At 74.7% G+C, this 22,652-nt stretch carries 22 protein-coding genes and 1 pseudogene; 14 read left to right on the top strand and 9 right to left on the bottom strand.

All coding sequences use genetic code 11. The annotated features are described in order from the left end of the window. Positions 1-8 precede the first annotated feature (8 nt). From DQ240_RS14700 to DQ240_RS14675, 6 genes are all read left to right on the top strand, one after another. Complete coding sequence (locus DQ240_RS14700; protein WP_113840367.1) at positions 9-1,085, top strand: phosphotransferase; 1,077 nt, start codon at positions 9-11, stop codon at positions 1,083-1,085. A 134-nt stretch (positions 1,086-1,219) separates the two neighbouring features. Then, entirely contained in the window at positions 1,220-1,930 is a 711-nt protein-coding gene (locus DQ240_RS14695; protein ID WP_158548716.1) for a GntR family transcriptional regulator, read from the top strand. A 28-nt stretch (positions 1,931-1,958) separates the two neighbouring features. Beyond that, complete coding sequence (locus tag DQ240_RS14690) at positions 1,959-2,885, top strand: LLM class flavin-dependent oxidoreductase (protein ID WP_199589325.1); 927 nt, start codon at positions 1,959-1,961, stop codon at positions 2,883-2,885. A 132-nt stretch (positions 2,886-3,017) separates the two neighbouring features. Then, positions 3,018-3,425 (top strand): hypothetical protein, encoded by a 408-nt coding sequence (locus DQ240_RS14685; protein WP_113840365.1) that lies wholly within the window; start codon positions 3,018-3,020, stop codon positions 3,423-3,425. A 50-nt stretch (positions 3,426-3,475) separates the two neighbouring features. Beyond that, entirely contained in the window at positions 3,476-4,597 is a 1,122-nt protein-coding gene (locus DQ240_RS14680; protein ID WP_113840364.1) for an NDMA-dependent alcohol dehydrogenase, read from the top strand. A gap of 128 nt (positions 4,598-4,725) precedes the next feature. Then, positions 4,726-6,306 carry an ABC transporter substrate-binding protein gene (locus tag DQ240_RS14675; RefSeq protein WP_113840363.1) on the top strand — a complete coding sequence of 527 codons (1,581 nt, stop codon included), beginning with the start codon at positions 4,726-4,728 and terminating at the stop codon, positions 6,304-6,306. A 177-nt stretch (positions 6,307-6,483) separates the two neighbouring features. On the opposite strand, the gene DQ240_RS14670 is transcribed toward DQ240_RS14675, so the two are convergent. The 6 genes and pseudogenes from DQ240_RS14670 to DQ240_RS14645 all read right to left on the bottom strand — a co-directional run. Then, positions 6,484-8,067, bottom strand: a complete 1,584-nt coding sequence (locus DQ240_RS14670; RefSeq protein WP_113840362.1) for an HNH endonuclease signature motif containing protein — start codon at positions 8,065-8,067, stop codon at positions 6,484-6,486. A 45-nt stretch (positions 8,068-8,112) separates the two neighbouring features. Continuing rightward, positions 8,113-8,271, bottom strand: a complete 159-nt coding sequence (locus tag DQ240_RS14665) for a short-chain dehydrogenase/reductase SDR (protein ID WP_113840361.1) — start codon at positions 8,269-8,271, stop codon at positions 8,113-8,115. Continuing rightward, positions 8,268-9,041: an acyl-CoA thioesterase domain-containing protein gene (locus DQ240_RS14660; protein WP_113840360.1), complete on the bottom strand. Its 774-nt coding sequence runs from the start codon at positions 9,039-9,041 to the stop codon at positions 8,268-8,270. Before DQ240_RS14660 ends, DQ240_RS14665 begins: the two co-directional genes overlap by 4 nt. Continuing rightward, positions 9,034-10,656, bottom strand: coding sequence for a FadD3 family acyl-CoA ligase (locus DQ240_RS14655; protein WP_113840359.1), 1,623 nt, complete (start codon positions 10,654-10,656; stop codon positions 9,034-9,036). Before DQ240_RS14655 ends, DQ240_RS14660 begins: the two co-directional genes overlap by 8 nt. A 23-nt stretch (positions 10,657-10,679) precedes the next feature. After that, a complete protein-coding gene (locus tag DQ240_RS14650; RefSeq protein ID WP_113840358.1) occupies positions 10,680-11,480 on the bottom strand; it encodes an enoyl-CoA hydratase/isomerase family protein in 801 nt (266 codons plus the stop codon). A gap of 40 nt (positions 11,481-11,520) precedes the next feature. After that, positions 11,521-12,132, bottom strand: a pseudogene (locus DQ240_RS14645) (SDR family NAD(P)-dependent oxidoreductase); the annotation flags it as partial. 193 nt (positions 12,133-12,325) lie between these two features. Here DQ240_RS14645 and DQ240_RS14640 point away from each other — a divergent pair. The 3 genes from DQ240_RS14640 to DQ240_RS14630 are packed head-to-tail and all read left to right on the top strand — an operon-like array spanning position 12,326 to position 14,531. Further along, the gene (locus tag DQ240_RS14640) at positions 12,326-12,781 is read left to right on the top strand and encodes a nuclear transport factor 2 family protein (protein WP_113840356.1); all 456 of its coding nucleotides are present in this window, start codon (positions 12,326-12,328) and stop codon (positions 12,779-12,781) included. Then, on the top strand, positions 12,778-13,605 hold the full coding sequence (locus DQ240_RS14635) for an SDR family NAD(P)-dependent oxidoreductase (RefSeq protein WP_113840355.1): 828 nt from the start codon (positions 12,778-12,780) through the stop codon (positions 13,603-13,605). The genes DQ240_RS14640 and DQ240_RS14635 overlap by 4 nt, the downstream gene beginning before the upstream one ends. Then, positions 13,602-14,531: a TIGR03619 family F420-dependent LLM class oxidoreductase gene (locus DQ240_RS14630; RefSeq protein WP_113840354.1), complete on the top strand. Its 930-nt coding sequence runs from the start codon at positions 13,602-13,604 to the stop codon at positions 14,529-14,531. Before DQ240_RS14635 ends, DQ240_RS14630 begins: the two co-directional genes overlap by 4 nt. Before the next feature lies 1 nt (position 14,532). On the opposite strand, the gene DQ240_RS14625 is transcribed toward DQ240_RS14630, so the two are convergent. Continuing rightward, positions 14,533-15,120, bottom strand: coding sequence for a TetR family transcriptional regulator (locus DQ240_RS14625; RefSeq protein WP_199589324.1), 588 nt, complete (start codon positions 15,118-15,120; stop codon positions 14,533-14,535). Positions 15,121-15,233: 113 nt separating this feature from the next. On the opposite strand from DQ240_RS14625, the gene DQ240_RS14620 reads away from it, so the two are divergent. Beyond that, on the top strand, positions 15,234-16,502 hold the full coding sequence (locus DQ240_RS14620) for a cytochrome P450 (protein ID WP_158548714.1): 1,269 nt from the start codon (positions 15,234-15,236) through the stop codon (positions 16,500-16,502). Beyond that, complete coding sequence (locus DQ240_RS23310) at positions 16,499-16,696, top strand: ferredoxin (RefSeq protein WP_158548712.1); 198 nt, start codon at positions 16,499-16,501, stop codon at positions 16,694-16,696. Before DQ240_RS14620 ends, DQ240_RS23310 begins: the two co-directional genes overlap by 4 nt. 13 nt (positions 16,697-16,709) lie before the next feature. On the opposite strand, the gene DQ240_RS14615 is transcribed toward DQ240_RS23310, so the two are convergent. Continuing rightward, positions 16,710-17,741, bottom strand: coding sequence for an LLM class F420-dependent oxidoreductase (locus tag DQ240_RS14615; RefSeq protein WP_233498729.1), 1,032 nt, complete (start codon positions 17,739-17,741; stop codon positions 16,710-16,712). A gap of 68 nt (positions 17,742-17,809) precedes the next feature. Between DQ240_RS14615 and DQ240_RS14610 the strand changes: the two genes are divergently transcribed. Next, positions 17,810-19,588, top strand: coding sequence for an AMP-binding protein (locus tag DQ240_RS14610; RefSeq protein WP_158548710.1), 1,779 nt, complete (start codon positions 17,810-17,812; stop codon positions 19,586-19,588). After that, positions 19,578-20,474: a TIGR03619 family F420-dependent LLM class oxidoreductase gene (locus tag DQ240_RS14605; protein WP_113840351.1), complete on the top strand. Its 897-nt coding sequence runs from the start codon at positions 19,578-19,580 to the stop codon at positions 20,472-20,474. Before DQ240_RS14610 ends, DQ240_RS14605 begins: the two co-directional genes overlap by 11 nt. 8 nt (positions 20,475-20,482) lie before the next feature. Here DQ240_RS14605 and DQ240_RS14600 read toward each other — a convergent pair whose 3' ends face one another. Continuing rightward, on the bottom strand, positions 20,483-21,511 hold the full coding sequence (locus DQ240_RS14600; RefSeq protein ID WP_199589323.1) for a dihydrodipicolinate reductase: 1,029 nt from the start codon (positions 21,509-21,511) through the stop codon (positions 20,483-20,485). Between the two features lie 110 nt (positions 21,512-21,621). Here DQ240_RS14600 and DQ240_RS14595 point away from each other — a divergent pair, with 110 nt between their 5' ends. Then, the gene (locus tag DQ240_RS14595) at positions 21,622-22,650 is read left to right on the top strand and encodes an acyl-CoA dehydrogenase (RefSeq protein ID WP_113840349.1); all 1,029 of its coding nucleotides are present in this window, start codon (positions 21,622-21,624) and stop codon (positions 22,648-22,650) included. Positions 22,651-22,652: the final 2 nt, after the last annotated feature.

Raw genomic sequence — 22,652 nt, 5'->3', positions numbered from 1 at the left:
GCGGCAGCGTGACCGCCGGGACCGAGGCGGCCGTCGCGTCGCCGCCCATCCCGGGGACCCTGGCCGAGGCGCTGTCGCCGGCCTGGCTCACCGCCGCGCTGCGCACCCGGTTCCCGGACGTCGAGGTGCACGGGGTCACCCCCGGCCAGGTGATCAGCCGGGTGTCGACCAACGCCCGCTTCCGGATCGACTGCACCGGGGTGCCGGCGGAGGAGCTGCCCCGCGACCTCTACGTGAAGGGCTACTTCACCGACGCCGGCGACGGCTCGGCCGACCCCGTGGGCATGGGCGAGGCGTTGTTCTACGGCTCCATCGCCGAGCGCACCGGCGTCCGCACGCTGCGGTCGGTGTACGCCGACGCCGACCTGGCGACCCGGGCGAGCATCGTGATCACCGTCGACGTGGAGGCGCAGGGCGGCTCCTTCCTCGACCCGCTGAGCGCCTACACGCCCGACCAGGTCGCGCAGAGCCTCGAGCAGTACGCCCAGCTGCACGCCGCCACCTGGCTGCACCCCGACGTCGGGCGCCGGCGCTGGCTGGACACCTGGCTGCCCCACGTGCTGCACGGGCGCGGCGTCCCGGTGATCCAGGGCAACTTCGACGGGCCGATCGGCGCCGGCGTCCCGGCGCGGACCCGCGACGCGCAGCGGCTGCAGGACGCCTACGCCCTCGTCGCCGGCGAGGCCGTGACGGCCTCGCCCTGGTCGGTGGTGCACGGCGACGCGCACGTGGGCAACCTGTTCCTCGATGCCGAGGGGCGCTCCTGCCTGGTCGACTGGCAGATCGTCCAGCGCGGGCCCTGGTACCTCGACGTCGGGTACCACATCGCCTCCTCCCTGCCGGCCGAGCAGCGGCGCAGCACCGAGCGGGACCTCCTGCGGCACTACCTGGACGCGCTGGCCTCGCGCGGCGTGGACCGGCCCGCCGACGAGGATGCGCAGCGCCTGGTGCGGCGGGGCATCGTGCACGGCTTCTACCTGTGGGCGATCACGCTCAAGGTGGCGCCGCCGATCACCACCGAGCTCCTGACCCGCCTGGGCACCGCGGCCGACGACCATGACGCCCTCGTCCCCGGGTCGCTGTGACGGCGGTCCGCGGGAGCCTGCCGGAGCCGGCGGCGACCCGCGGCCCCGAGACGGCGGGGTCCCGTACATTGTCGCGGTCGGCGGACGGGACGGGGCCTCCTGCCCTGCGCCGGCCCGAGCGGATGCGAGGACGCATGACCGAGGAGTCGTACGTCGCGGGGAGCGGGTGGGACGACGGCGGCGGCCCCGGCAGCCTCCGGCAGACGACGTCGCAGCGGGTGGCGCTGGCCATCCGCCGGCTGATCTTCGAGGGCGAGCTGCCCGCCGGGGAGCGCATCCGGCAGGAGGAGCTCGCCGAGCAGCTGGGGGTCAGCCGGGTCCCGATCCGGGAGGCGATCATCGCCCTCGACCGGGAGGGCTGGCTGCGCATCGAGGCGCACCGGGGCGCGTACGTGAACGGACTGGACGAGAACTCGGTCCGCGACCACTACGAGCTGATCGGGCTCTTCCACTCCTTCGCGGCGCGCCGGGTGATCGAGCGGAACGCCGACGTGGCGTCGCTGGAGCCGCTCAACCGGGCGGTGCAGGAGGCCACCGACCCCGACGAGTTCTGGCGGGCCAACACCGCCTTCTTCCAGGGACTGGTCGCCGCGGGGCGGTCCTCGCGGCTGTCCGCCGTGGGCCGGCTGATGAGCGGCACCCTCATCCCGAACAACTACTTCGTCGAGATCCCCGAGGCCAGGCCGGCGCAGAAGGCGGTCGTGCAGAAGCTGTACGACGCCATCGTGCGCGGGGACGCCGACGGTGCCGAGCGCATCCTGGTCAGGACCTACCGCCGCGCCGCGGAGGCGGCCGTGGAGCTCTTCGCCGAGCGGGGGCTGATCACCAAGGACCCGGGCCGCTGATCGGTCGGCGCGTCGGGGGCGGTCCACCGTGACCGCGTCCGGCGGCGGCCGGCCCCCCGTGCGGATCGGGCTCGTGGCCCCCGGCGACGCGGCCGGGGTCCGGGAGGCGGAGGCGCTCGGAGCCGACTCGCTCTGGGTCGGTGGCCACCTCGCCTCGGTCAACCCCGGCGTCGAGCCGATGGCCTGGCTGCACCGGCTGGCCGGCCAGACCGAGCGGGTGACGATCGGGTCCGCCGTCCTGCTGCTGCCGCTCTACCCGCCCGCGCTCGTGGCCAAGCAGGTCGCGGACCTGGACCGGGTCACCGGCGGCCGGGTGGTGCTGGGCATCGGCGTCGGCGGGGAGTACCCGGCCGAGTTCTCCGCCGTCCAGGTGCCCCTGTCCGAGCGCGGCCGGCGGACCGACGAGGCGATCCCGCTCATGCGGCGGCTGTGGTCCGGGGATCCGGTGGACTCGGCCGGGCCCGCCTTCCCCATGTCCGGGGTGCGGCTGCAGCCACCGCCGGTCACGCCGGGCGGCCCGCCGATCGTCGTCGCCGGGCGTCAGCCACCGGCGATGCGCCGCGCCGCCCTGCTCGGCGACGGCTGGATCCCGTACATGTACTCACCGCGCCGGTTCGCCGAGTCGGTCGCGGCGATCCGCGGGCTGGCGGCCGACGCGGGCCGGGACCTCACCGGTTTCCGCTGGATCGCGTACGTGCCGGTGTGCGCGGACGACGACGGCCAGCGGGCCCGGCAGGACGCGGCGGCCTTCCTCGGGGGGACCTACCGGCAGGAGTTCGACGCGATGCTCGACCGGATCGCGGCCGTGGGCACGCCGGCGCAGGTGGCCGCGCGGCTGTGCGAGTACGTGAGCGCGGGGGCCGACGAGCTGGTGCTGCTCCCCTGCCGGCGCGGTCCCGATCAGCTGCGGACGCTCCTCACGACCGTCGCCCCGGCCGTCCGTACCGCGTCGTGAGCGGCCGCGCTCGGCGGCCTCTTGTCTCGTAATGATTTATACAGTATCCAATACAGTGTGACCCACGGAACACCCCCGCGGCTCCCGCGCCGACCTCCGCAGCCTCCTGCCCCCGCCTCCGAGAGGACCCCCATGCCCGTCTCGAGACCCCAGGACCTGCCGCTCGACGGCGGCGGCCGGTGGCCGCACACAGGCTTCCGGTCGGTGCGGTGGGGCGACCTGGAGGTCGGGTTCACCGTGGCTCCCATGGCCGACTGCACGCCGCTCTACGCCGGTCTCCCCGGCGGCGTGTGCCCGTGCCCGCACTACGGCTACGTGCTCAGCGGGACCATCCGCTCCCGCTACCCCGGCACCGACTGGCCGGACGAGGTGGCGACGGCCGGGGAGCTGTACTTCTTCCCGGCCGGGCACACGCTGCTCTACGACGAGCCGAGCGAGGTCATCGAGCTCAACCCCGCGGCCGCCCTGGCGTCCCTGATGGACCACATCGACGCGGCGATGGCGGCGACGGGGGCTCCTCCGCGCGGTCCGCAGAGCTGACCCGCGCCCGACCGGCGCCCGATCCCAGCGACGACGAAGGAGTTCCGCCCATGCGGACGCAGACAGCCGTCCTCTTCGAGCAGCCCGGCACGTGGGAGGTGGTCGACCTCGACCTCGAGGCGCCGCGCCAGGGCGAACTGCTGGTGCGCATGGCGGCGGCCGGCCTCTGCCACTCCGACGACCACATGACCAGCGGTGACCTGGTGCTCCCGCCCGGCGCGCTGCCCATCGCCGGCGGGCACGAGGCGGCCGGGGTCGTCGAGGAGGTCGGACCGCACACGCCGGGGTGGTCGGCCGGCGACCGCGTCGTCATGAGCTTCCTGCCCGCCTGCGGCATGTGCCGCTGGTGCGCCTCGGGGATGCAGAACCTGTGCGACAACGGTGCCCTGGTGCTGGCCGGCATCCGGCCCGACGGGACCCGCCGCTTCTCCCTCGACGGGGCGCCGGTCGGCCAGGCGGCGGGGGTGGCCGCGTTCAGCCGGTACTCCACCGTGTCGGTGCAGTCCGCCGTCAAGATCCCGGACGACGTCCCGCTCGAGGTCGCCGCGCTGCTGGGGTGCGGCGTCCCGACCGGCTGGGGCTCCGCGGTGCGGTCGGCGGGCGTGCGGCCCGGGGACGTCGTGATGGTCATGGGCGTCGGCGGCATCGGGATGAACGCCGTCCAGGGCGCAGCGCACGCCGGGGCGTCGGTCGTGATCGCCGTCGACCCGGTCGCGGCCAAGCGCGAGGTCGCCGGCTCCTTCGGTGCCACGCACACCGCGGCCACCATGGAGGAGGCGACGCAGATCGCCCGGGGGTTCACCAACGGACAGGGCGCCGACTCGTGCGTCGTGTGCGTCGGCGTCGTCACCGGCGAGCAGATCGCACAGGCGGTCGAGGCGATCCGCAAGGCCGGCACCGTCGTCCTCACCGGCCTGCCGCGGGCCGCCGACGACCACAGCCTCCCCGTCTCGACCCGGCACCTGACCCTGTTCCAGAAGCGCATCCAGGGCTCGCTGTTCGGCGAGTCCAACTTCTCGCGGGACATCCCGGGGCTGCTCCGGATGTACCGCCACGGGCAGCTCAAGCTCGACGAGCTGATCACCAACCGCTACACGCTCGAGACCCTCAACGAGGGCTTCGCCGACATGCGCGCAGGTCGCAACATCCGCGGGGTCGTCGTCTACGACTGACCCCGCGTCGCTCTGGCTCCAGCGCCGTCCGTGCCGCGGCGGCGTCGCTCGATCCCGGCGGACCGCCGGGTGGCACACCCGACCCGGCGCGCCCCGGGCGGCCCCTCCCCGAGCAGACGAGGATCCCGATGCACCGCAGATGGCACCGCACACTGGCCCTGCTGGCCGCCGCCGCGCTGGCGTTGACCGCCTGCGGCGGCGGGAGCGACGACGACGGAGGGGGCGGCTCCGCCGACGCGCCCGTCGGTGACCCGGTGGCGGGTGGCACCGCCAAGATCGGGCTGGTCAGCGAGCCGCGGACGCTGGACCCGGCGTTCCTGGGCAACAACCTGACGACCAACTCCCTGGTGGGCAGCGCGCTCTACGGGGCGCTGTTCACCCAGGACCCGGTCACCGGTGACCTCAGCCCGGCGATGGCCGAGAGCCTGGAGACCACCGACGGTGGCACGACCTACCGCATGACGCTCCAGGAGGGGCTGACCTTCTCCGACGGGAGCCCGCTGGACGCCGAGGCGGTCCGGGCCAACTGGGCGCGGGCGAAGGACATCGGCCTGCGCGCCCCGGTGCTCGCCGTCGGTCTGGGGCTCGGTGACCTCCGGACGGTGGACGCGGTGACCTTCGAGTTCACGCTCAACCGGCCCACGCCCAACTTCGGCGGTGCCATCACCACGAGCGCGCTCAACTGGATCGGCGCCCCGGCGGCGCTGACACAGGGGCAGGCCGCGTTCGACGCGAACCCGATCGGGGCCGGGCCCTTCGTCCTGGAGAGCTGGACCCGCGGCGGGGAGCTTCGGCTGCTCCGGAACGACAGGTACTGGGACGCCCCGAAGCCCTACCTCGACGGCCTCACGCTGTCCGTGGCCAACGACGCCGAGCAGCGGTACAACGCGCTGCAGAGCGGTGCCACCGACGCGATCCTCAACGGCAGCACGCAGATCACCGCGCGGGCCGAGGAGGCCGGCTTCGACATCGCTGCGGAGAACCGGCCCAACGGCGGCACCGAGTTCCTGTTCAACACCACCGTCGCGCCGTTCGACGACGTGCGTGCCCGGGAGGCGGTCTACAAGGCCATCGACCTGGAGGCGGTCAGCCAGGCGGTGTTCGAGGGGCAGGCCACCGCCCCGTCGTCCTGGTTCGCCGAGAGCTCGCCCTTCTACACCGGGGACCACCTCCCCGGCCCGGACCCGGAGCGGGCGGAGGAGCTCTTCGCCGAACTGGCCGCCGAGGGCAAGCCGGTCTCCTTCACCATCGTCACCTTCCCGACGCCCGACTCCACCGGGATCGCCCAGTCCATCCAGACGCAGTTGAGCGCCTACGACGACGTGACGGTGGAGATCGACAACCGGGACTTCGCCGGGGCCACCGGCGCGCTGACCGGCAAGTCGCACCAGGCGATCACCGCCGGCGTGCAGTTCGTCGACCCGGAGCCCCAGTGGTGGGCGCACCTGCACTCGGAGTCGTTCTCGAACTACAGCGGCATCGAGGACGCCGAGCTGGACGAGGCACTCGACGCGGCCCGGGCGGCCACCGACGAGGCCGAGCGCCGGGACGCCTACCAGCGGGTCGAGGAGCGGACCGCGGAGATCTACCCCGCCGTGCTGATCGCCGAGACCGAGGAGGTGGTCCTCACGCGCGACGGCCGCCTGCAGGGAGTGGTCATCTCGGGAGCCGGGACCGTCCTGGTCGACGGGATGTGGCTGAACCAGTGAGGACTGCCGCCTGAGACGCCGGGTGGGCGCGACCGGTCCCCAGCGGCCGCGCCCACCCGGACGTCGGCCGTCCGGGCGAGCGCGTCACACGCTCGCCACAGGACGCCACCGACACACGTCGACATGGGGACGTGTCGCTTCGTCCCCGTGTCGTCGTGTCTGCTCGTCGGCTCGTGGTCAGAACGGCGTGGGGTCGTCGCCACATTCGACCGGCGGGCTGTGCGGACCGACCCGTGATCGTCGGATCAGGTCGCGGGTCCCGGGTGGCCTCGGCCGTGGTCGAGGGCCCGGTCCCTGTCCTCCAGCGGGCCGGTCCTCGTCGGCGTCGGATGGTTGTGGTGGTGGTCGCAGGCCCGGTGGTCGGGTGGTCCGGGTGACCCCAGACGGGGTGGTCACGGTGAGCACCCCGGCGGAGGTCATCTCGAACTGCCAGCCGGGGGCGAAGGTCTTGAGCCGGTGGTGGCTGCGGCACAGGCAGCACAAGTTGCCGCAGTCGGTCTCCCCACCGCAGGCGTGCGGGATCACGTGGTCGGCATCAGCCCAGCCCACCCGCTGACCGCAATTGGGGAAGCGGCAGGTGCGGTCGCGGGTGTGCACGAACCGCTGCTGCGCTGCGCTCGGCCGGTAGCGGTCCACCGCCGCCGGCCGCCCGAGCACCGCGCAATCGCACCCCTGGTCAGCCGGGTGGTCGGGACACCCGCGCCGCGCCACCTGCCGGAGCTGCGCAGGAGTGGCGGTGGCCAGCAGCGCGCCGTCGTCGTCGGTGACCGCCACCGTTACCGACCCGCCCCCCGGCGCCCGCAGCCCGCACCCGTCCAGCTGCCGCACGAGCTCCCGCACATGCCCGGCGGTGATCGCCAGCCCGCTCACCTCACCGGCCTCGGTCGACGTCCCCGCCAGCGACCCCATCGATGCCGACACCTGCAGGTGCGCGGTCACCGCAGGACGGGTCGTGTCCCACGGCCGCAGCACCAGATCCACGAACACCCGCGTCCGCAGCTGCCCGACCGGCCGCTGGTCGCCGTCGTCCTTGAGCATCCCGGCGTACCGGGTCAGCGCGTCGTGCACCGCCGCGGCCTCGTCGGCGGGCAGGTCCACCGTCACGGTGGCCATCCCCTCCCGCGTCGAGGGGTAGATCCGTACATCCGCGGTCTTCTGCGCCCGCGCCCGGCGCTCGTCCACCCCGCCCGGATCGACCGCGACCAGCAGCGCCTGCGCTCGCGTGCGCAGCTTCCCGACCGAGAGCTCGGTCGCCTGCTCCAGCAGCTGCGCCTCCACCCGCCGCGCCACCCCCGGCTCGGCCTGCTCGACCACCTCGGCCAGCACCTTCGCCCGCGCCTCGTCCAACGCCCCCGACCCCAGCAGCGCCAAGGTGCCCGGCAACTTCGCCCGCCAGACCAACGCCCGCCCGATCAGGTTCGACGCCGTCCCCCGCCCGCAGTTCAGCACCACCGCCAGCTCCGCGGGGAAGAACTCCGACACCCCCGCCGGCCGCGCCTGCGCACCCCACGACCCGCGAGCACCCCGCACCCCGGGCGGCGGGTCATCGGTGTCGGGCGACTCGTCGGCCATCGCCGCCACCAGCTCCGCCTCGTACGCCGCCAGCATCGCCCGCTGCGCCACCACCCGCTGCAACTCCGCTGCCGCCTGCTCCCGGCTCACCAGCGTCACCGGTAGCCGCGGCAGCTCGGCCGGCTGCTCCACGAACCAGTCGACCAACACCCCCTCTACGAGGGAGACCGAACCGGCGACCAACGACATGCACCGAACATACGTTCGAGGTCTGACAGTTCCGGGCGGCCGGCCTCAGGCGTTCGCGCCGCCGTCCACGACGACCTCGGTGCCCGTCACGAAGCTGCTGTCGTCCAAGGCCAGGAAGGCGCAGGCGAACAGCCGCGCCTCGGCCGGCCCCTGACCGCTGGCCGCACCGGTGATCATCGCGATCCGCCCCGACAGGTCGGTCATGACGCGAGCCGGCGCGTGAACAGCCGACCCGTCTGCTCGGCGACCCCCACCAGCCGGCCGTCGGACCACATCGACACCCGACCGACGCCCATCCGCTCGTCGACCGCCACGAGCGAGACCCCCAGCAGAACCCACTCCCCCACCGGCAGCCCGAACGCCCGCACCGTGGCCGCGACCGTCGCCATGCCGGTGAGGCGCGGCAGCGCGCAGCGGAGCAGGTAGGGCACGTGGTCGCTCACCACGGCCAGGCGGACGTCGTCGGCGACGGGGCAGCGCACCCGCGCCCACAGCCGGGCCCAGCTGGCCACCCCCAGGTCCACCCGCTCCTCGGCCACCCGGACGTCGAGCAGCACGGAGCTGCCGGTGCCCGGGCCGGCGGCGTACGCCCGCGGTGGGCAGTCCTCCGGCGCCGCCACGTCCGGGGCCGGCGGACCGTCGGGAGACCCCGCCGGCGGGCCGGTCACCGCCAGCGCCGAGAACGCCACGCCGTCGTCCCCACGACCCTCGATCCCGACGTGCGCGAGCGAGCCCGCCGGCGCCGGCGACCGCGCGGAGAGCAGGAGCTCACTGCCGGCCCGCACGGGCCGCAGGTGGCTCAGGGAGAGGTCGCGCAACCGACCACCGGTCAGGTCGGTGGCCGCCTGGACGGCGAGGCCCAGGTTCCAGCCGCCGAAGAGGACGCCAATCGCGTTGGTGACCTCGGCGCCGACCACGTACGGCCCACCCTCCCGGGGCAGCGGCACCGCCGGCCAGGCGGCCGGCTCAGCCACCGAAGGCGGAGCGCAGCTCGCGCTTGAGCACCTTGCCGCTGGCGTTGCGCGGCAGGTCGTCGGCGAACTCGACCGACCGGGGCACCTTGAAGTTCGCCAGCCGCTCCCTGGCCCAGGCGATGAGCTCCTCGCCGGTCCCCTCGGCGCCGCGGCGGCGCACCACGTAGGCCCTGGGCACCTCGCCCAGCCGCTCGTCCGGGACACCGACCACCGCGACCTCCGACACCAGCGGGTGGCGGGCCAGCACCTGCTCCACCTCGGCCGGGGAGACGTTGAAGCCGCCGACGATGAACATGTCCTTGAGCCGGTCGGTGATCTTGAGGTTGCCGGCCGCGTCGAGGTGGCCGATGTCGCCCGAGTGCAGCCACCCGTCGGCGTCGATCGCCGCGGCGGTGGCGGCCGGGTCCTCCCAGTAGCCGGGCGTCACGTTGGCGCCGCGGATGAGCACCTCGCCCGGCTCCCCCGGCGGCAGGTCGCGCCCGGAGCCGTCCACCACCCGCAGCTCCACCCCCGGCACCGCCCGGCCGCAGGTGTTCGCGATGACGTCGTCACCGTCGCCGTCCCGGCACATGGTCGCCGTCCCGATGCACTCGGTCATGCCGTAGGCGGTGACCAGCCGCTCGAACGGCAGGTCCACCCGCGACCGCTCGATCAGCGCGACCGGCACGACGGCGGCGCCGGTCGCCGCCCGGCGCAGCGACGACAGGTCCGTCGACGCGCGGCGCGGGCTCTCCAGCAGCGCGTGGTAGATCGTCGGCGAGCCGTTCATGATCGACACCTTCTCGGTCTCGATCAGCCGCAGCGCCTCGTCGGCGTCGAACACCGCCATGGGGACGACGGTGAGACCGTGCTGCAGGCTGACGATCATCCCGGCCTTGTTGCCGCCGGTGTGGAAGAACGGCAGGACGACGAGGTACCGGTCACCCTCGCGCAGACCCCACACCTGCGCGTACGTGGCGTAGAGGTCCAGCGCCGGGCCGTGCGGGATGAGCACGCCCTTGGGCCGGCCGGTCGTCCCGGAGGTGAAGATGATCTCGCTGAGGTCCTCGGGCCGCACCGCCGCGGCGGCCGCCCGGACGTCGTCCTCGGAGACGGTCGCGGCGCGCTCGCGCAGGTCCTCCCGGCCGAGCACGCGCCGGTCGGCGTCCCCACGCTCGGCGGCCAGGTCGACGACGGTCAGGTCCTCGAGGACTCCCCCGGTCTCGTCGCCGTCGAGCGCCTCGAGCGCGGCGGTCGCGTAGTCGTAACCGAGGAAGCCCGACTCGACGACGACGACGCGGGCGCGGACCCGCGCGAGGATCTCCCGCGCCTCCGACCCCCGGTAGCGGGTGTTGAGCGGCACCACGGTCGCGCCCGCCAAATGCAGGCCCAGCGAGGCGACCATCCAGCGGTACGTGTTGGGCGCCCACAGCCCGACCCGGTCCCCGCGCTGCACCCCCAGCGCCAGCACTCCCCGGCCGAACTCCAGCGCCCGGTCCCGCAGCTGGGCGTAGGTGAGGCGGACGTCGCCGTCGGCCACCGCGAGGGAGTCGGCGTACCGCTCCGCACTGGCGAAGAGCATCGCCGGGATCGTCCGCTCCGTCGCGGTCGCAGGCTGCATGTCGTCGGTGTCCATGTCCGCCCTCTCGGAAGCAGTCGTCATCGACCGGTGAACTCCGGCGGGCGCTTGCCGACGAACGCGGCCAGGCCCTCCTTGAAGTCGGGGCTGCGCGAGGAGAGCTCCAGCGCGAAGCCCTCGGCGGCCAGATGCGCGGCCAGCGTCGCGTCGGCCGCGGAGTTGATCAGCGCCTTGGTCAGCCCCAGCGCGACCGTCGGCCCGGCGGCGAGCTCGGTGGCCAGCGCCAGACCCCGCTCGACCGCCTCGCCGGCCGGCACGGTCTCGTGCACGATCCCCCACTCGGCGGCTGTGTCGGCGTCCAGCCGGCGGCCGAGCAGCAGCAGCTGGCGGGCCCGCAGCGGGCCCACGGCACGGGTGGTCAGCCAGGTGGCGCCGGCGTCGGGGGTCATGCCGCGGCTGACGAACGGCTGCCAGAAGGTCGCCGTCGCGTCGGCGACGACGAAGTCGCTGGCCAGCGCGAGCTGCATGCCCAGGCCCACCGCGTAGCCCGCGACGGCGCTGACCACGGGCACCTGCAGCGCGGCCAGCTGCGGGATCAGCCGGTGGGCCTGCGACGGCAGCCGGCGCTGGATCGCCCCGACCCGTGGTCGCTCACCGCCGCCGGAGTTCCGGCCGACGATGTCGAAGCCGCTGCAGAAGTCGCTCCCCTCGCCGCTGAGGAGCACCGCCCCGACCGACTCGTCGTTCTGCGTCGCCTCGAGCAGCTCGTTCAGCCCCCGCATCGACGTGTCGGTGAGGGCGTTGCGGCGCTTCGGGTTGCTCAGCTGCACGTGCAGCACCCGGCCGTCGCGGGTCACCGCCAGGCCGTCGACGTCGGTCACGCAACGTATTAAAGATGACACGATTGCCGGTGACCAGCCGCTACGCCATGTACGCGCCGCCGTTGAGGTGCAGCGTCTGCCCCGTGATCCAGCCGGCCCGGTCCGAGGCGAGGAAGCCGACCGTCCAGCCGACGTCCTCCGGCGTCCCGAACCGGCCGACCGGGATGGCCGCCGCGTGCTCCGGCGGCGCCGGCTGCCCGTCGAGGTGTGACATCGTGCCGAGCGCGACCGCGTTCACCGTGACGCCGAACGGCGCGGACTCCAGCGCCACGTGCCGGGTGAACGACTCCAGGCCGGCCTTCGCCGCGCCGTAGACCGCCAGGCCGTTGCGGCTGGCCGCGCGGGAGGCGTACGAGGAGATCGACAGCACCCGGCCCCAGCCCCGCTCCCGCATCCCGGGCAGGACGGCGTGGGCGGTCTGCATCGGCGCGTGCAGGTTGAGCGCGATCCACGGCTCCCAGTCCGCCCGCTCGGTGTCCACGGAGGGCGCGCCCGAGACACCCACCGGGATGCCGGCGGCGTTGACCAGGACGTCGACCGGTCCGAGCCGACCGGCGACCTCCGCCACCATCGCCCGGACCGCGGTGTCGTCGGTGACGTCCGCCGGCGCCGCGACCGCCTCGCCCCCCTGCGCGCGGATCCCCTCCGCCGCCGCCTCCGCCGAGGTCGGGCCAGGTCGTTGACCGCCACCCGGGCGCCGAGGCCGGCGAGCACCTGCGCGACCCCCAGCCCGACGGTCCGCCCGCCGCCGGTCACCAGCGCCACCCGCCCGGACAGGTCCAGGCCGTTCGTCGTCGCCACTCCGCGCCTCCCTTGACCGTCAATCTTTGGCAGGATAGGCAGAGGTGTGCCTGCTCCCCCGGACGTCGCCCCGCGCCCTGAGCCAGCGGTACGCCGCCGCCGCCGACGACGGGGACGCCGCCGCGTTCGCCGGGGTCTTCACCGCGGACGGCCGGCTGGCCGTGCACTACCCGGGCGACGGCGACCACCCCTCGACCGACCTGACCGGCCCCGAGGCGCTGGCCGCGGTCCCGGGCCGGCTGGCGGAGCGCTTCGACCGCACCTTCCACCTCCTCGGCCAGGTGGGCACCGTGACCGACGGGGACGAGGCGACCGGTCTCGTCTACTGCCTCGCCCACCACCTCTCCCGGTCCGCCGGCACCGACCACGTGGTGTTCCTGCGCTACCGCGACCGCTACCGACGGGGCGACGACGGCACCTGGCGGATCGCCGAGCGGATCGGCACGGTCGAGTGGACCGAGACCCGCCCGGTCGACGGGCTCCCCGGCGGCGCGGCGTGACGGCGCCCCTGGCCGGACGGCGGGCGATCGTCGTCGGCGGCGGCAGCGGCCTCGGGCTCGCCGGCGCCCGGCTGCTCGCCCGCGACGGCGCCACGGTGACCCTCGCCGGGCGGACCGCCGCGACGCTCGAGGCCGCGCGCGAGGGGCTCGCCGGCGAGGGCCTCGAGGTCGGCACGGTCGTCTGCGACGCGATGGACGCCGGCTCGGTGCGCGCCGCCGTGGCCGCCGCGGCCGACGACGAGGGAGCGCTGCACATCGCCGTCGTCGTCCCCGGGACGGCGCGGACGTCCTCGGTGCTCCTCTACGGCGACGACGACTTCAGCGCCGACGTCGACGGCAACGTGCGCCCGGTGTTCCTGCTGCTCAAGTACGCCGGGCAGGCGATGCTCCGCGCCGGCGGCGGGTCGTTCGTGGCCATCTCCTCGACCGCTGCCGCGTTCTCCGCGCGCTACCTGGCCGGCTACAGCGCCGGCAAGGCCGCCGTCGACCAACTGGTCCGGGTGGCCGCCGACGAGCTGGGCCGGTACGGGGTCCGGGTCAACTCGGTGCGTCCGGGCATGACCCGCACGCCGTCCACCGCCCGGTCCTTCGCCAACGAGCCGCTCATGGCCGCGTTCCTGGCGGAGCAGCCGATCGCGCGGCACGGCGAACCGGACGACGTCGCCGCCGCGATCCGCTACTTCGCCGGGCCCGAGTCGTCGTGGACCACCGGGCAGCTGCTGGCCGTCGACGGCGGCAACACGCTGCGCTCGTTCGTCGACTACGAGGGGCTCGTCCCCCTGGCCGACCCCCGCGACGTGATCCTGGGCGGAGGCCCGGCATGACCCAGCTGTCGATCACCCTCCCGTCCTACGCGGCCGAGCCCCCCGGCGACTGGGAGCACCTGTTCGACGTCGCCCGCGCCGCCGACGTCACCGGCGTCGACCGGGTGGTGCTCTCCGACCACGTCGTCCTCGGCGAGAACCTGGAGGAGTACGGCCGACCCGAGATCGGCGGCGCGGCCGGGGGGAGGCAGCCGACCGGGCCCGACGGGCTCTGGCTCGAACCGCTCACCACGCTGTCGGTCATCGCCGGCACGACGAGCACCGTGCGGCTGGGCACGAACATCATCGTCGCGGCGCTGCGCCGGCCGGTGGTGCTGGCGAAGGCGACCTCCACCCTCGACGTCCTCTCCCGCGGCCGGCTGGACCTCGGGGTGGGTGCGGGCTGGCAGCGCGCGGAGTACGAGGCGGCCGGGCTGCCGTTCGAGGGCCGCGGGAAGCTGCTCGACCACACCCTCGACGTGGTGCGGACCCTGTGGCGGGAGCAGCGGGCGTCGTACTCCTCGGAGCACCTCACGTTCGAGCACATCCACCAGATGCCCAAGCCGGTCCAGCCCGGCGGCGTGCCGATCTGGGTCAGCGGCACGCTGCACAGCGCCGTCCTGCGGCGCATCGCGCGGTTCGGCTCCGGCTGGATCCCGTGGGGGCCGGACGCGGCGGATCCCGCCGCGGTCGGCCGGATGCGCGAGGGCGTGGCCGCCCTCGGCCGGGACCCGTCGGACCTGCAGGTGGTCGGCACGCTGCCCACCGTGGTCTCCCCCGCGGGCACGGTGGACGTGCCGGCGACCGTCGACGCGATCGGTCCGCTGGTCGAGGCCGGCTACACCGACCTGCGCGGGAAGGTGCCGCTCCCCGCGGCGGGCCAGGCGGCGGTCGAGGACGTCCTCGGGCCGCTGGTCACCGCGTTCCGGCAGGCGGTCGGTCGCTGAGTCACGCGGTCGGGTCGTCGATGAGCGCCTGGAGGGCTCGCGCGTAGGCGTCGAGCACCTCCGCCCGGGGGCGCTGGGCGAGCTCGGGGTCCGGGGACACGTGGAGGGAGAACAGGAGCCCGTGGAGCTGGGCGCCCACCAGCCTCGCCCGGAGATCCGCGTCGGGCCCGGACAGCCGCCGGGCCAGGGGGCCGACGACGTGCTCGTCGGTCGAGCGGGCCAGGTGGGCGCGCACCTCGGGCAGGGCGAGGGCCCCGACGAGCGCGGCGAAGACACCGCCGCCCGGGCCGTCCATGCGCGTGACGACGCGGGTCAGGATCGCCCGGCCCAGCTCGCCGAGCGGGCCGTCGACCAGCCCGCGGAAGTCCTCGTCCACCGACATCGTGGCGAGGAACAACCCCTCCTTGGAGCCGAAGTGCCGGTTGACCAGCGCCGGGTCGACGCCCGCGCCGGCGGCGATGTCCCGGACGGACGTGCCGCTGTACCCGTGCCGGGCGAACAGCCGGGCGGCGGCAGCGCGGATGGCCCGCTGGGCGTGCGACGACGGTGGCCGACCAGGCCCCCGCCGCACCGTCCCGCTCTCCGTCACAGGGGCAGTATGCATTTGTGCCAACGCCGTTGACGCATTCCACCATCCTCACAATGATGGTCGTCACACGCGGCCCGGACGGAGCTGCGGCCGGACGAACGACTGGGGCGAGCATGACCGCGACGATGGCCGGCACCGACCGGGTCGAGATCGACTTCTCCGTCTACAACCCGTTCACCCCGGAGTTCTCCGCCGATCCGTGGCCGACCCTCGACCGGCTGCTGCACGACTACCCGGTCGCCTACCACCGCGACATGGGCATGTGGTTCGTGACCCGGCACGACATGGCGCAGGAGGTGCTGCGCAGCCCGCGGTTCAGCACCCGGATGACCGACTGGAACAACGCGCCGCCGCCCAAGCCCGAGTCGGAGTGGACCCTGTACGAGAAGGTCCAGCAGTACACGATGCTGAACGTCGACCCGAGCGAGCACCAGCGGCTGCGCCGGCTCACCGCCCCCGCGTTCTCCCGCCGGGTGATGGACCAGATCGAGGCGCGCATCCGCGACTCGATCGTCGACGTCTTCGACGAGCTCCCCGACCAGACCCGGTTCGACGCGGCCACCGGCATCGCGGACAAGATCCCGATCCGCGCCATCGCCCGGATGGTCGGCGTGCCCGCCGAGGCCGAGTCGCTGTTCGAGCACGGCCTGGGCTGGAACGCCGTCCGCGCCACCAACCCGATGTACGCCGCCGACCGGGACACCTACATCCAGGGCACCATCCCCGGGCTGGAGCACCTGTTCGAGCGCGTCGCCGAGCACCGCGCCGCCGACGAGGCCGGCCGGGGCAGCGACGACTTCATCGGCACGCTCGTCGCCACCGAGATCGACGGCCAGCGGCTGTCGGACGACGAGATCGTCGCCGTGGTCATCGCGGTCGTGGTCGCCGGCGCCGACACCGCGGTCGACCTGCACACGCTCGCCCTGCACGCGTTCCTCACCCACCCCGACCAGTGGGCCCTGCTCGGCGAGCGGCCGAAACTGCACGAGGCGGCGACCCTGGAGGTGCTGCGCTGGGGCGCGCACGGCAAGTTCGGCGGCATCCCCCGCTTCCCGCTCGAGGACGTCGAGATGGGCGGCCAGATGCTGGAGCGGGGCTCCTTCGTGATGCCGCTGTTCGCCACGGCCTTCATCGACGAGCGGAAGTGGGCCGAGCCGCGCCGCTTCGACATCACCCGCAGCCACGCCGGCAACCTGGTCTTCGGCGCCGGCCCCCACCTCTGCATCGGCCTCAACCTGGTCAAGGTGCAGGGCAAGCTCATGCTCGACGAGTTCCGCCGCCGCTTCGGCGACACCGCGCGGATCGACGGCGACATCGAGTACGACGCCGGGCACTGGAACGCCCGGCGGATCACCCGGCTGCCGATCCGGACCGGCGCGTGAGCGCGCTGCGGGTCCGGGTCCACCGCGACCGCTGCCTGGCGACGGCGGCGTGCGTCTACACCGCGCCGGGGGTCTTCGACGTCGGCGACGACGCGGTGGTCGCGGTGGTCGGGGACCCCGACTCCGACCCGGAGGCGGTGCGCAACGCCGTCGCCGAGTGCCCGGTGGCGGCGCTGGAGCTGGTCGAGGACTGAGCGGTGCCCGGGCTCAGCCGTGCACGAGCTCGGCGATGGTGGCCAGCTGGGCGACGTCCGCGGAGACCGTCATGGTGGTGAGCAGGGAGCCCTTCCAGACGGTGAGCTCCTCGGCGATCTTCGCCCGCGGGCCGACCAGGGCCACCCGCTCGACCATCGTCGTCGTCACGGCGGCCGCGGCCTCGTCCCTGCGGCCGGCCAGGTAGAGGTCCTGGATGCGCGCGCACTCGGCCTCGAAGCCCATGCGGGCGAACACCTCGTAGTGGAAGTTGGCGCCGCGCGCACCCATCCCCCCGATGTAGAGGGCCAGGTACGGCCGGACCCGGTCGGCCGCGGCCTCGACGTCGTCGTCGACCACCACGTTGACCCGGCAGACGACCTCGAAGTCCCGGGCGGTGCGCCGGGCACCCTCGCGGGCGAACCCCTCGGCCAGCGCCGCGCGGTAGTGGGCGTCGTCATAGGGGCTGTAGAACATCGCCAGCCACCCGTCGGCGATCTCCGCCGCCAGCGCCACGTTCTTCGGCCCCTCGGCGGCCAGCACGATCGGGAGGTCGGTGCGCAGCGGGTGCAGGGTCGACCGCAGCGGCTTGCCCAGGCCCGTCCCACCCGGCACGGGGAGCCGGAAGTGCTCGCCGGCGAACTCCGATCGCCCGCGGGCGATCAGCGTGCGGACGATCTGCACGTACTCGCGGGTCCGCGCCAGCGGCTTGGGATAGGGCTGGCCGTACCAGCCCTCGGTGACCTGCGGGCCGGAGGCGCCCAGCCCCAGCACGAAGCGGCCCCCGGAGAGGTGGTCCATCGTCATGGCCGCCATCGCGGTCGCGGCGGGGGTGCGGGCGGCCATCTGCGCGATCGAGGTGCCCAGCCGCACCCGCGTCGTCCCGGCGCCGAGCCAGGCCAGCGGGGTCAGCGCGTCGGAGCCGTACGCCTCCGCGGCCCATATCGAGTCGTAGCCCAGCCGCTCGGCCTCGGTGACCAGGGCCGTCACCCCCGGTGGCGGGCCGGCGTCCCAGTAGCCCAGGGCCATGCCCAGCTGCAACCCCATGCCGGCTCCTCCTCCGCTCGCCTCTTTCCTCTCTATCATTACCGGTGGAGCGAGAGGAGGGAGCAGCCGTGACCGTCGACGACCGGGCCGGGGTCCGCGCGCTGCTGCTCCGGCTGGCCGTCCTCGGCGACGAGGGCGCTCCCGACGACTACCGCGACGTCTACACGGCCGACGTGCTCTGGCGCTGGGGCGCGGACGTGCAGTGCGGCGTCGACGCGGTGGTCGCGGCGGCCGCCCGGCGGCGCGCGGAGGGCACGAGCGGCCCGGGCAGCGGCACCCGGCACGAGGTCGAACCGCGCGTCGTCCGGGTGGACGGCGACACGGCCACGGCGACCTCGGTGTTCCGGTTCGTGCGCACGGCCGGGGAGGTCCTGGTGGCCGGCGCCTACGCCGACGACCTGGTGCGCACTCCGGCCGGCTGGCGGGTCCGCCGGCGCGAGGTGCGGGTGCCGGCGCGCTCGGTGGCCGCCCTCCTCGCCGCCGCGGCCGAGGACGCCCCCGAGGTCGTCGCGCTGGTGCAGGGCGACGAGCGGCTCACCTACGCCGAGCTCGACGCCGCGGTGCGCGAGCGGGTGGACGCGTGGTCCGAGGCCGGGCTGCGGACGGCGGACCGGGTGGCGGTGTGGGCGGTGCCCACGCTCGACCGCGCGGTGGAGATGCTCGCCGTCGTCGCCGCCGGCGGGGTGCTCGTGCCGCTCAACCCGCGGTACACCACGGCGGAGGTCCGCGGCATCCTCGGCCCGGCCGCATGCCGGTTCCTGGTCGGTGCCGCTCCCGGCCGCGACCTGCTCACCGACGACGCGCACGACCCGGGCGACGTCGCGGCGATCCAGTTCACCTCGGGGAGCACCGGCCGGCCCAAGGGCGTGGTGCTGCGGCAGGAGCCGATGCTGGTCAGCGCCGCGGGCTGGGCCGCCACGGTGGGGCTGTGCCGCGGCGACGTCTTCCCGGTGACCTACCCGCTCGCGCACGTCGGCGGGTTCAAGACCGGCCTGCTCTCCCCGTTCTCCGCCCGCGCCACCGTCGTGCTGCTGCCGGAGGTCTCCCGGAGCTCGCTCGTGGCGACGGCCCGCGACCTGCCGGTGAGCGTGCTGAGCGCACCGCCCGCCGTCCTCGGCCACCTGCTCGACGCGGTCCGCTCCGGCGACCTGCCGCGGCCCGCCGCGCTGCGGACGGTGGTCACCGGGTCCGCCGTCGTCTCCCCCGAGCTCGTGCGGGCGGTGGTCGGCGAGCTCGGCGCCGCGGACGTCGTCGTCGCCTACGGGCTGACGGAGGCCACCGGCGTGGTGACGATGACCCGTCCCGGCGACCCGCTGGACCGGGTCTGCGGGACGATCGGCGCCCCGGTGGACGACGTCGAGGTGCGGCTCGGCGACGGCGGGGAGCTCGAGGTCCGCGGCCCGACGGTGATGGCCGGCTACCTGGACGACCCCGCGGCCACCGCGGCGGCCGTGGACGCCGACGGTTGGCTGCGCACCGGCGACCTCGCCGAGATCGGGGACGACGGCTACGTGCGCCTCGTCGGGCGGGCCGCCGACACGGTGATCGTGGGCGGGTACAACGTCCAGCCGGCCGAGGTGGAGCGCGTGCTCGCCAGCCACCCCGCGGTGCTCGAGGCCGCGGTGGTCGGCGCGCCCGACGAGCGGGTCGGCGAGGTCCCGGTCGCGTTCGTCGTCCTCCGGGCGGGGAGCTCGGCGTCCGCGGCGGAGCTGGTCGGCTGGTGCGCCGGGCGGCTGGCCGACTTCAAGGTCCCCCGCCGGCTGCGGCTGGTCGGGGACCTCCCCCGGGCCGCGGCGGGCAAGGTCGCCCGCGACGAACTGCGCCGGCTCGCGCCGGATGTCCACTGAACAGGAGCGCACCGGCATGGACGTCGTCTACGGCACCCCCTACCACGGCACCCCGGTGCCCTCGTGGCTCTACGACGGCGCCGCGATCGGCCGGCTCGCCGCGGTCGCCGAGGCGGCGGGCTTCAGCGGGTTCACCATGACCGACCACCCGGCGCCCTCGCAGGCGTGGCGGGAGCACGGCGGTCACGACACGGTCGACCCGTTCCTCGGCCTGGCCTTCGCCGCCGCGGCGACCAGCCGGATCCGGCTCGTCACCTACCTCGTCGTCCTCCCCTACCGGAACCCGTTCCACCTGGCCAAGGTGACGGCGTCGCTGGACGCGATGTCCGGCGGCCGGCTCGACCTCGGCGTGGGCACCGGCTACCTCAAGGCGGAGTTCCACGCCCTCGGCGTCGACTGGGACGAGCGCAACGCGCTGTTCGACGAGGCGGTGACGGTCCTGCGCCGGGCGTGGACCGGCGAGCCGGTCACCCACCAGGGGCTGCACTTCTCCGCGCGGGGCACGGTGACCATGCCGCCGTCGCCGCAGCCGGGCGGGCCGCCGCTGTGGATCGGCGGCAACAGCAGGCTCAGCCTGCGCCGGGTGGTGGACCTGGACGCCGGCTGGCTGCCGGTGCCCAACCCGACCGGCACCTCGGCGATGCTGCGCACCCGGTCGCTGGACGGCCTGGAGGACTTCGCCGACTACGTGGGACAGCTGCGCGCGTACGCCGACGAGCGGGGCCGGCCGGCGCCGGACCGGATCATGTACTCCATGCCCGGCGCGGGCACCGACGACGAGATGGACGCCCACGTGCCACTCGCCGGCGAGCTGGCCGAGCGCGGCGCGACCCAGCTGGTGGTGAACGCGCCGACGACGGCGACCCTCGCCGGGTCGGAGGAGTAAATCGCCCGCTACGCCGACCGGGTGCTCACCCGGCTCTGAGCCACGAGCCCGCGGGCGGTGACCAGCGGCAGCCGGTCGGCGGTGACCAGCCCGGGCGGTGCCGCCACCACCGCGGGGACGGCGTTCACGGCCGGGTCGGCGGTGCTCGCCCCGTAGTCGGCGAGGTCGGCGCTCTCCGCCGACACCCGCAGGTGCACGTCCGGGACGCCGTCCACGTCGATCACGTAGCCCCGCTCGACCGGCCAGTCCGGCTCCATCGAGTAGCCCAGCCGCCACAGCAGCCCGAGCTCGATCACCGGTCGCCCTGCGGCGATGCCCGACCAGCGGCCCTTGAGCCCGCAGACGGTGCCCTGCGGGAACTGCATCCAGCCGAGGTCGACGTCGGTGGTGGCGGTGGCGAACTCGACGTCGAACCGGATGTCCTCGAGCTCGACGCCCAGGGCGCCGGCCATCATCTCCACGGCGTCGACGAAGACCAACATCCGCTGCTTCACCTTGTCGACCAGGCCGGGGGCGTCCGGCGGCCCGCCGAAGCCGAGCGAGACCCAGGTGTCCTTCGACGCGTAGTTCGTGGCGTCGACCGACTCCAGCACCGAGATCCGGTCGACCCGGCGGCAGAACGCGGCGGCGGCCAGCCCGAGGGTGTTGGCCATCCCGGGGTTGGCGCCGGTGCCGTACAGCGACACCCCACCGGACCGCGCCGCGGCGTCCAGGCGGGCCATCTCCTCGTCACCGTAGGACCGGCCGGTGATGAAGTTGGCCGTGGAGACGACGTTGATGCCGGCCTCCAGCAACCGCACCATGTGGTCGGTCTCCCACTGCAGCGGCATGTAGAGCACGCAGGCGGGCCGCAGGGCGATGAGCGCGTCGACGTCGTCGGTCGCAGCCACGCCGATCGGGTCGATGCCGGCGAGCACGCCGAGGTCCTGCCCGGCCTTGCCGGAGCTCCAGGCGTAGCCGCCGACCAGCTCCATGTCGGGATGGGCGAGCACGGCCTTGACGGCGTTGCGGCCGACGAGGCCGGTGGTCCACTGCACGATCCGGAGCATCACTGGGTGTCCGTCCTGTCCGGGCCCCGGGACCACGGCGTCCCAACACGGGGCCAATCTTATATAGGATAGGGGGACCGAGAGCCTGGAGGAAGTGGATGCAGATCGGCCTAGACCCGGAGCAGCGGGCGTTAGGGAAGGCCTCCGGAGCGCTCGCGGCCGACCTGGCGTCGGGCTGGGACCGCGGCCGCGGCCCGTCCGACGTCGCCTCCGCCGCGCCGTCGGATGCCGACTGGGCCCGGATCGTCGAGGCCGGCTGGCCCGCGCTCCGGCTGCGCGAGGAGAACGGCGGGCTGGGCGCCGCCGCGGTCGACGTCGCCGTCCTCGTCGAGCAGCTCGGCCGGCACTCCGTCGCCGCGCCGGTCATCGGGACGCTCGTGGCGGCCGAGCAGCTGCAGGCCCTCGGCGCGCCGGCGGAGACGCTCGAGGCGATCGCGGCCGGCGAGCTGCGGGTGGCGCCGCTGCTGGACGCCGGGCTGCTGGGCTTCGCGCCGTCCGCCGAGGGGGCGCTCGCCTGGGACTCGGCCGGGGCCACCCTCGCCTACGCCCCCGACGGCTCGGCGCACGCGCTCGGCGAGCCGCTGCCCACCGCGGACGTGACCCGTTCGGTCCGCCGTCCCGGCGCCCGGGTGACGGACCGGGACACGGCGCTGCGTCCCCCGGCCGGCGACGATCGCGACCGGCTGCACGCCTTCGTGCTCACGCTGCTCGTCGCCGATCTGCTCGGCACGATGTCCGCGGCGCTGGACGCCGCGGTCGAGCACGCGACGACGCGCACCCAGTTCGGCAGGCCGATCGGCTCCTTCCAGGCGGTGCAGCAGATCGCCGCCGAGGACCTGGTCTCGGTCGAGGCCACCCGCAGCGCGCTGTACTTCTCCGCCTGGGCCGTCGACGCGCTGCCGCCCGCCGAGGCGCTGCGCGCGGCCCGGACCGCCAAGGCCTTCGCCTCCCGGTCCGGCGTCGCCGTGTGCCAGGACGCCGTCCAGCTGTTCGGCGGCATCGGGATGACCTGGGAGTCGCCGGCGCACGTGTGGCTGCGGCGGGCGCAGACCGACCGCACCTCGTTCGGCGACGAGCACGCCCACCAGGCCGTGCTGGCCGACCTCGACCTCGCTCCGGGAGCCTGACC

The organism is Blastococcus sp. TF02A-26 (assembly GCF_003319125.1).
GTDB lineage: Bacteria > Actinomycetota > Actinomycetes > Mycobacteriales > Geodermatophilaceae > Trujillonella.
This window is presented reverse-complemented; position numbering and strand designations above follow the sequence as displayed.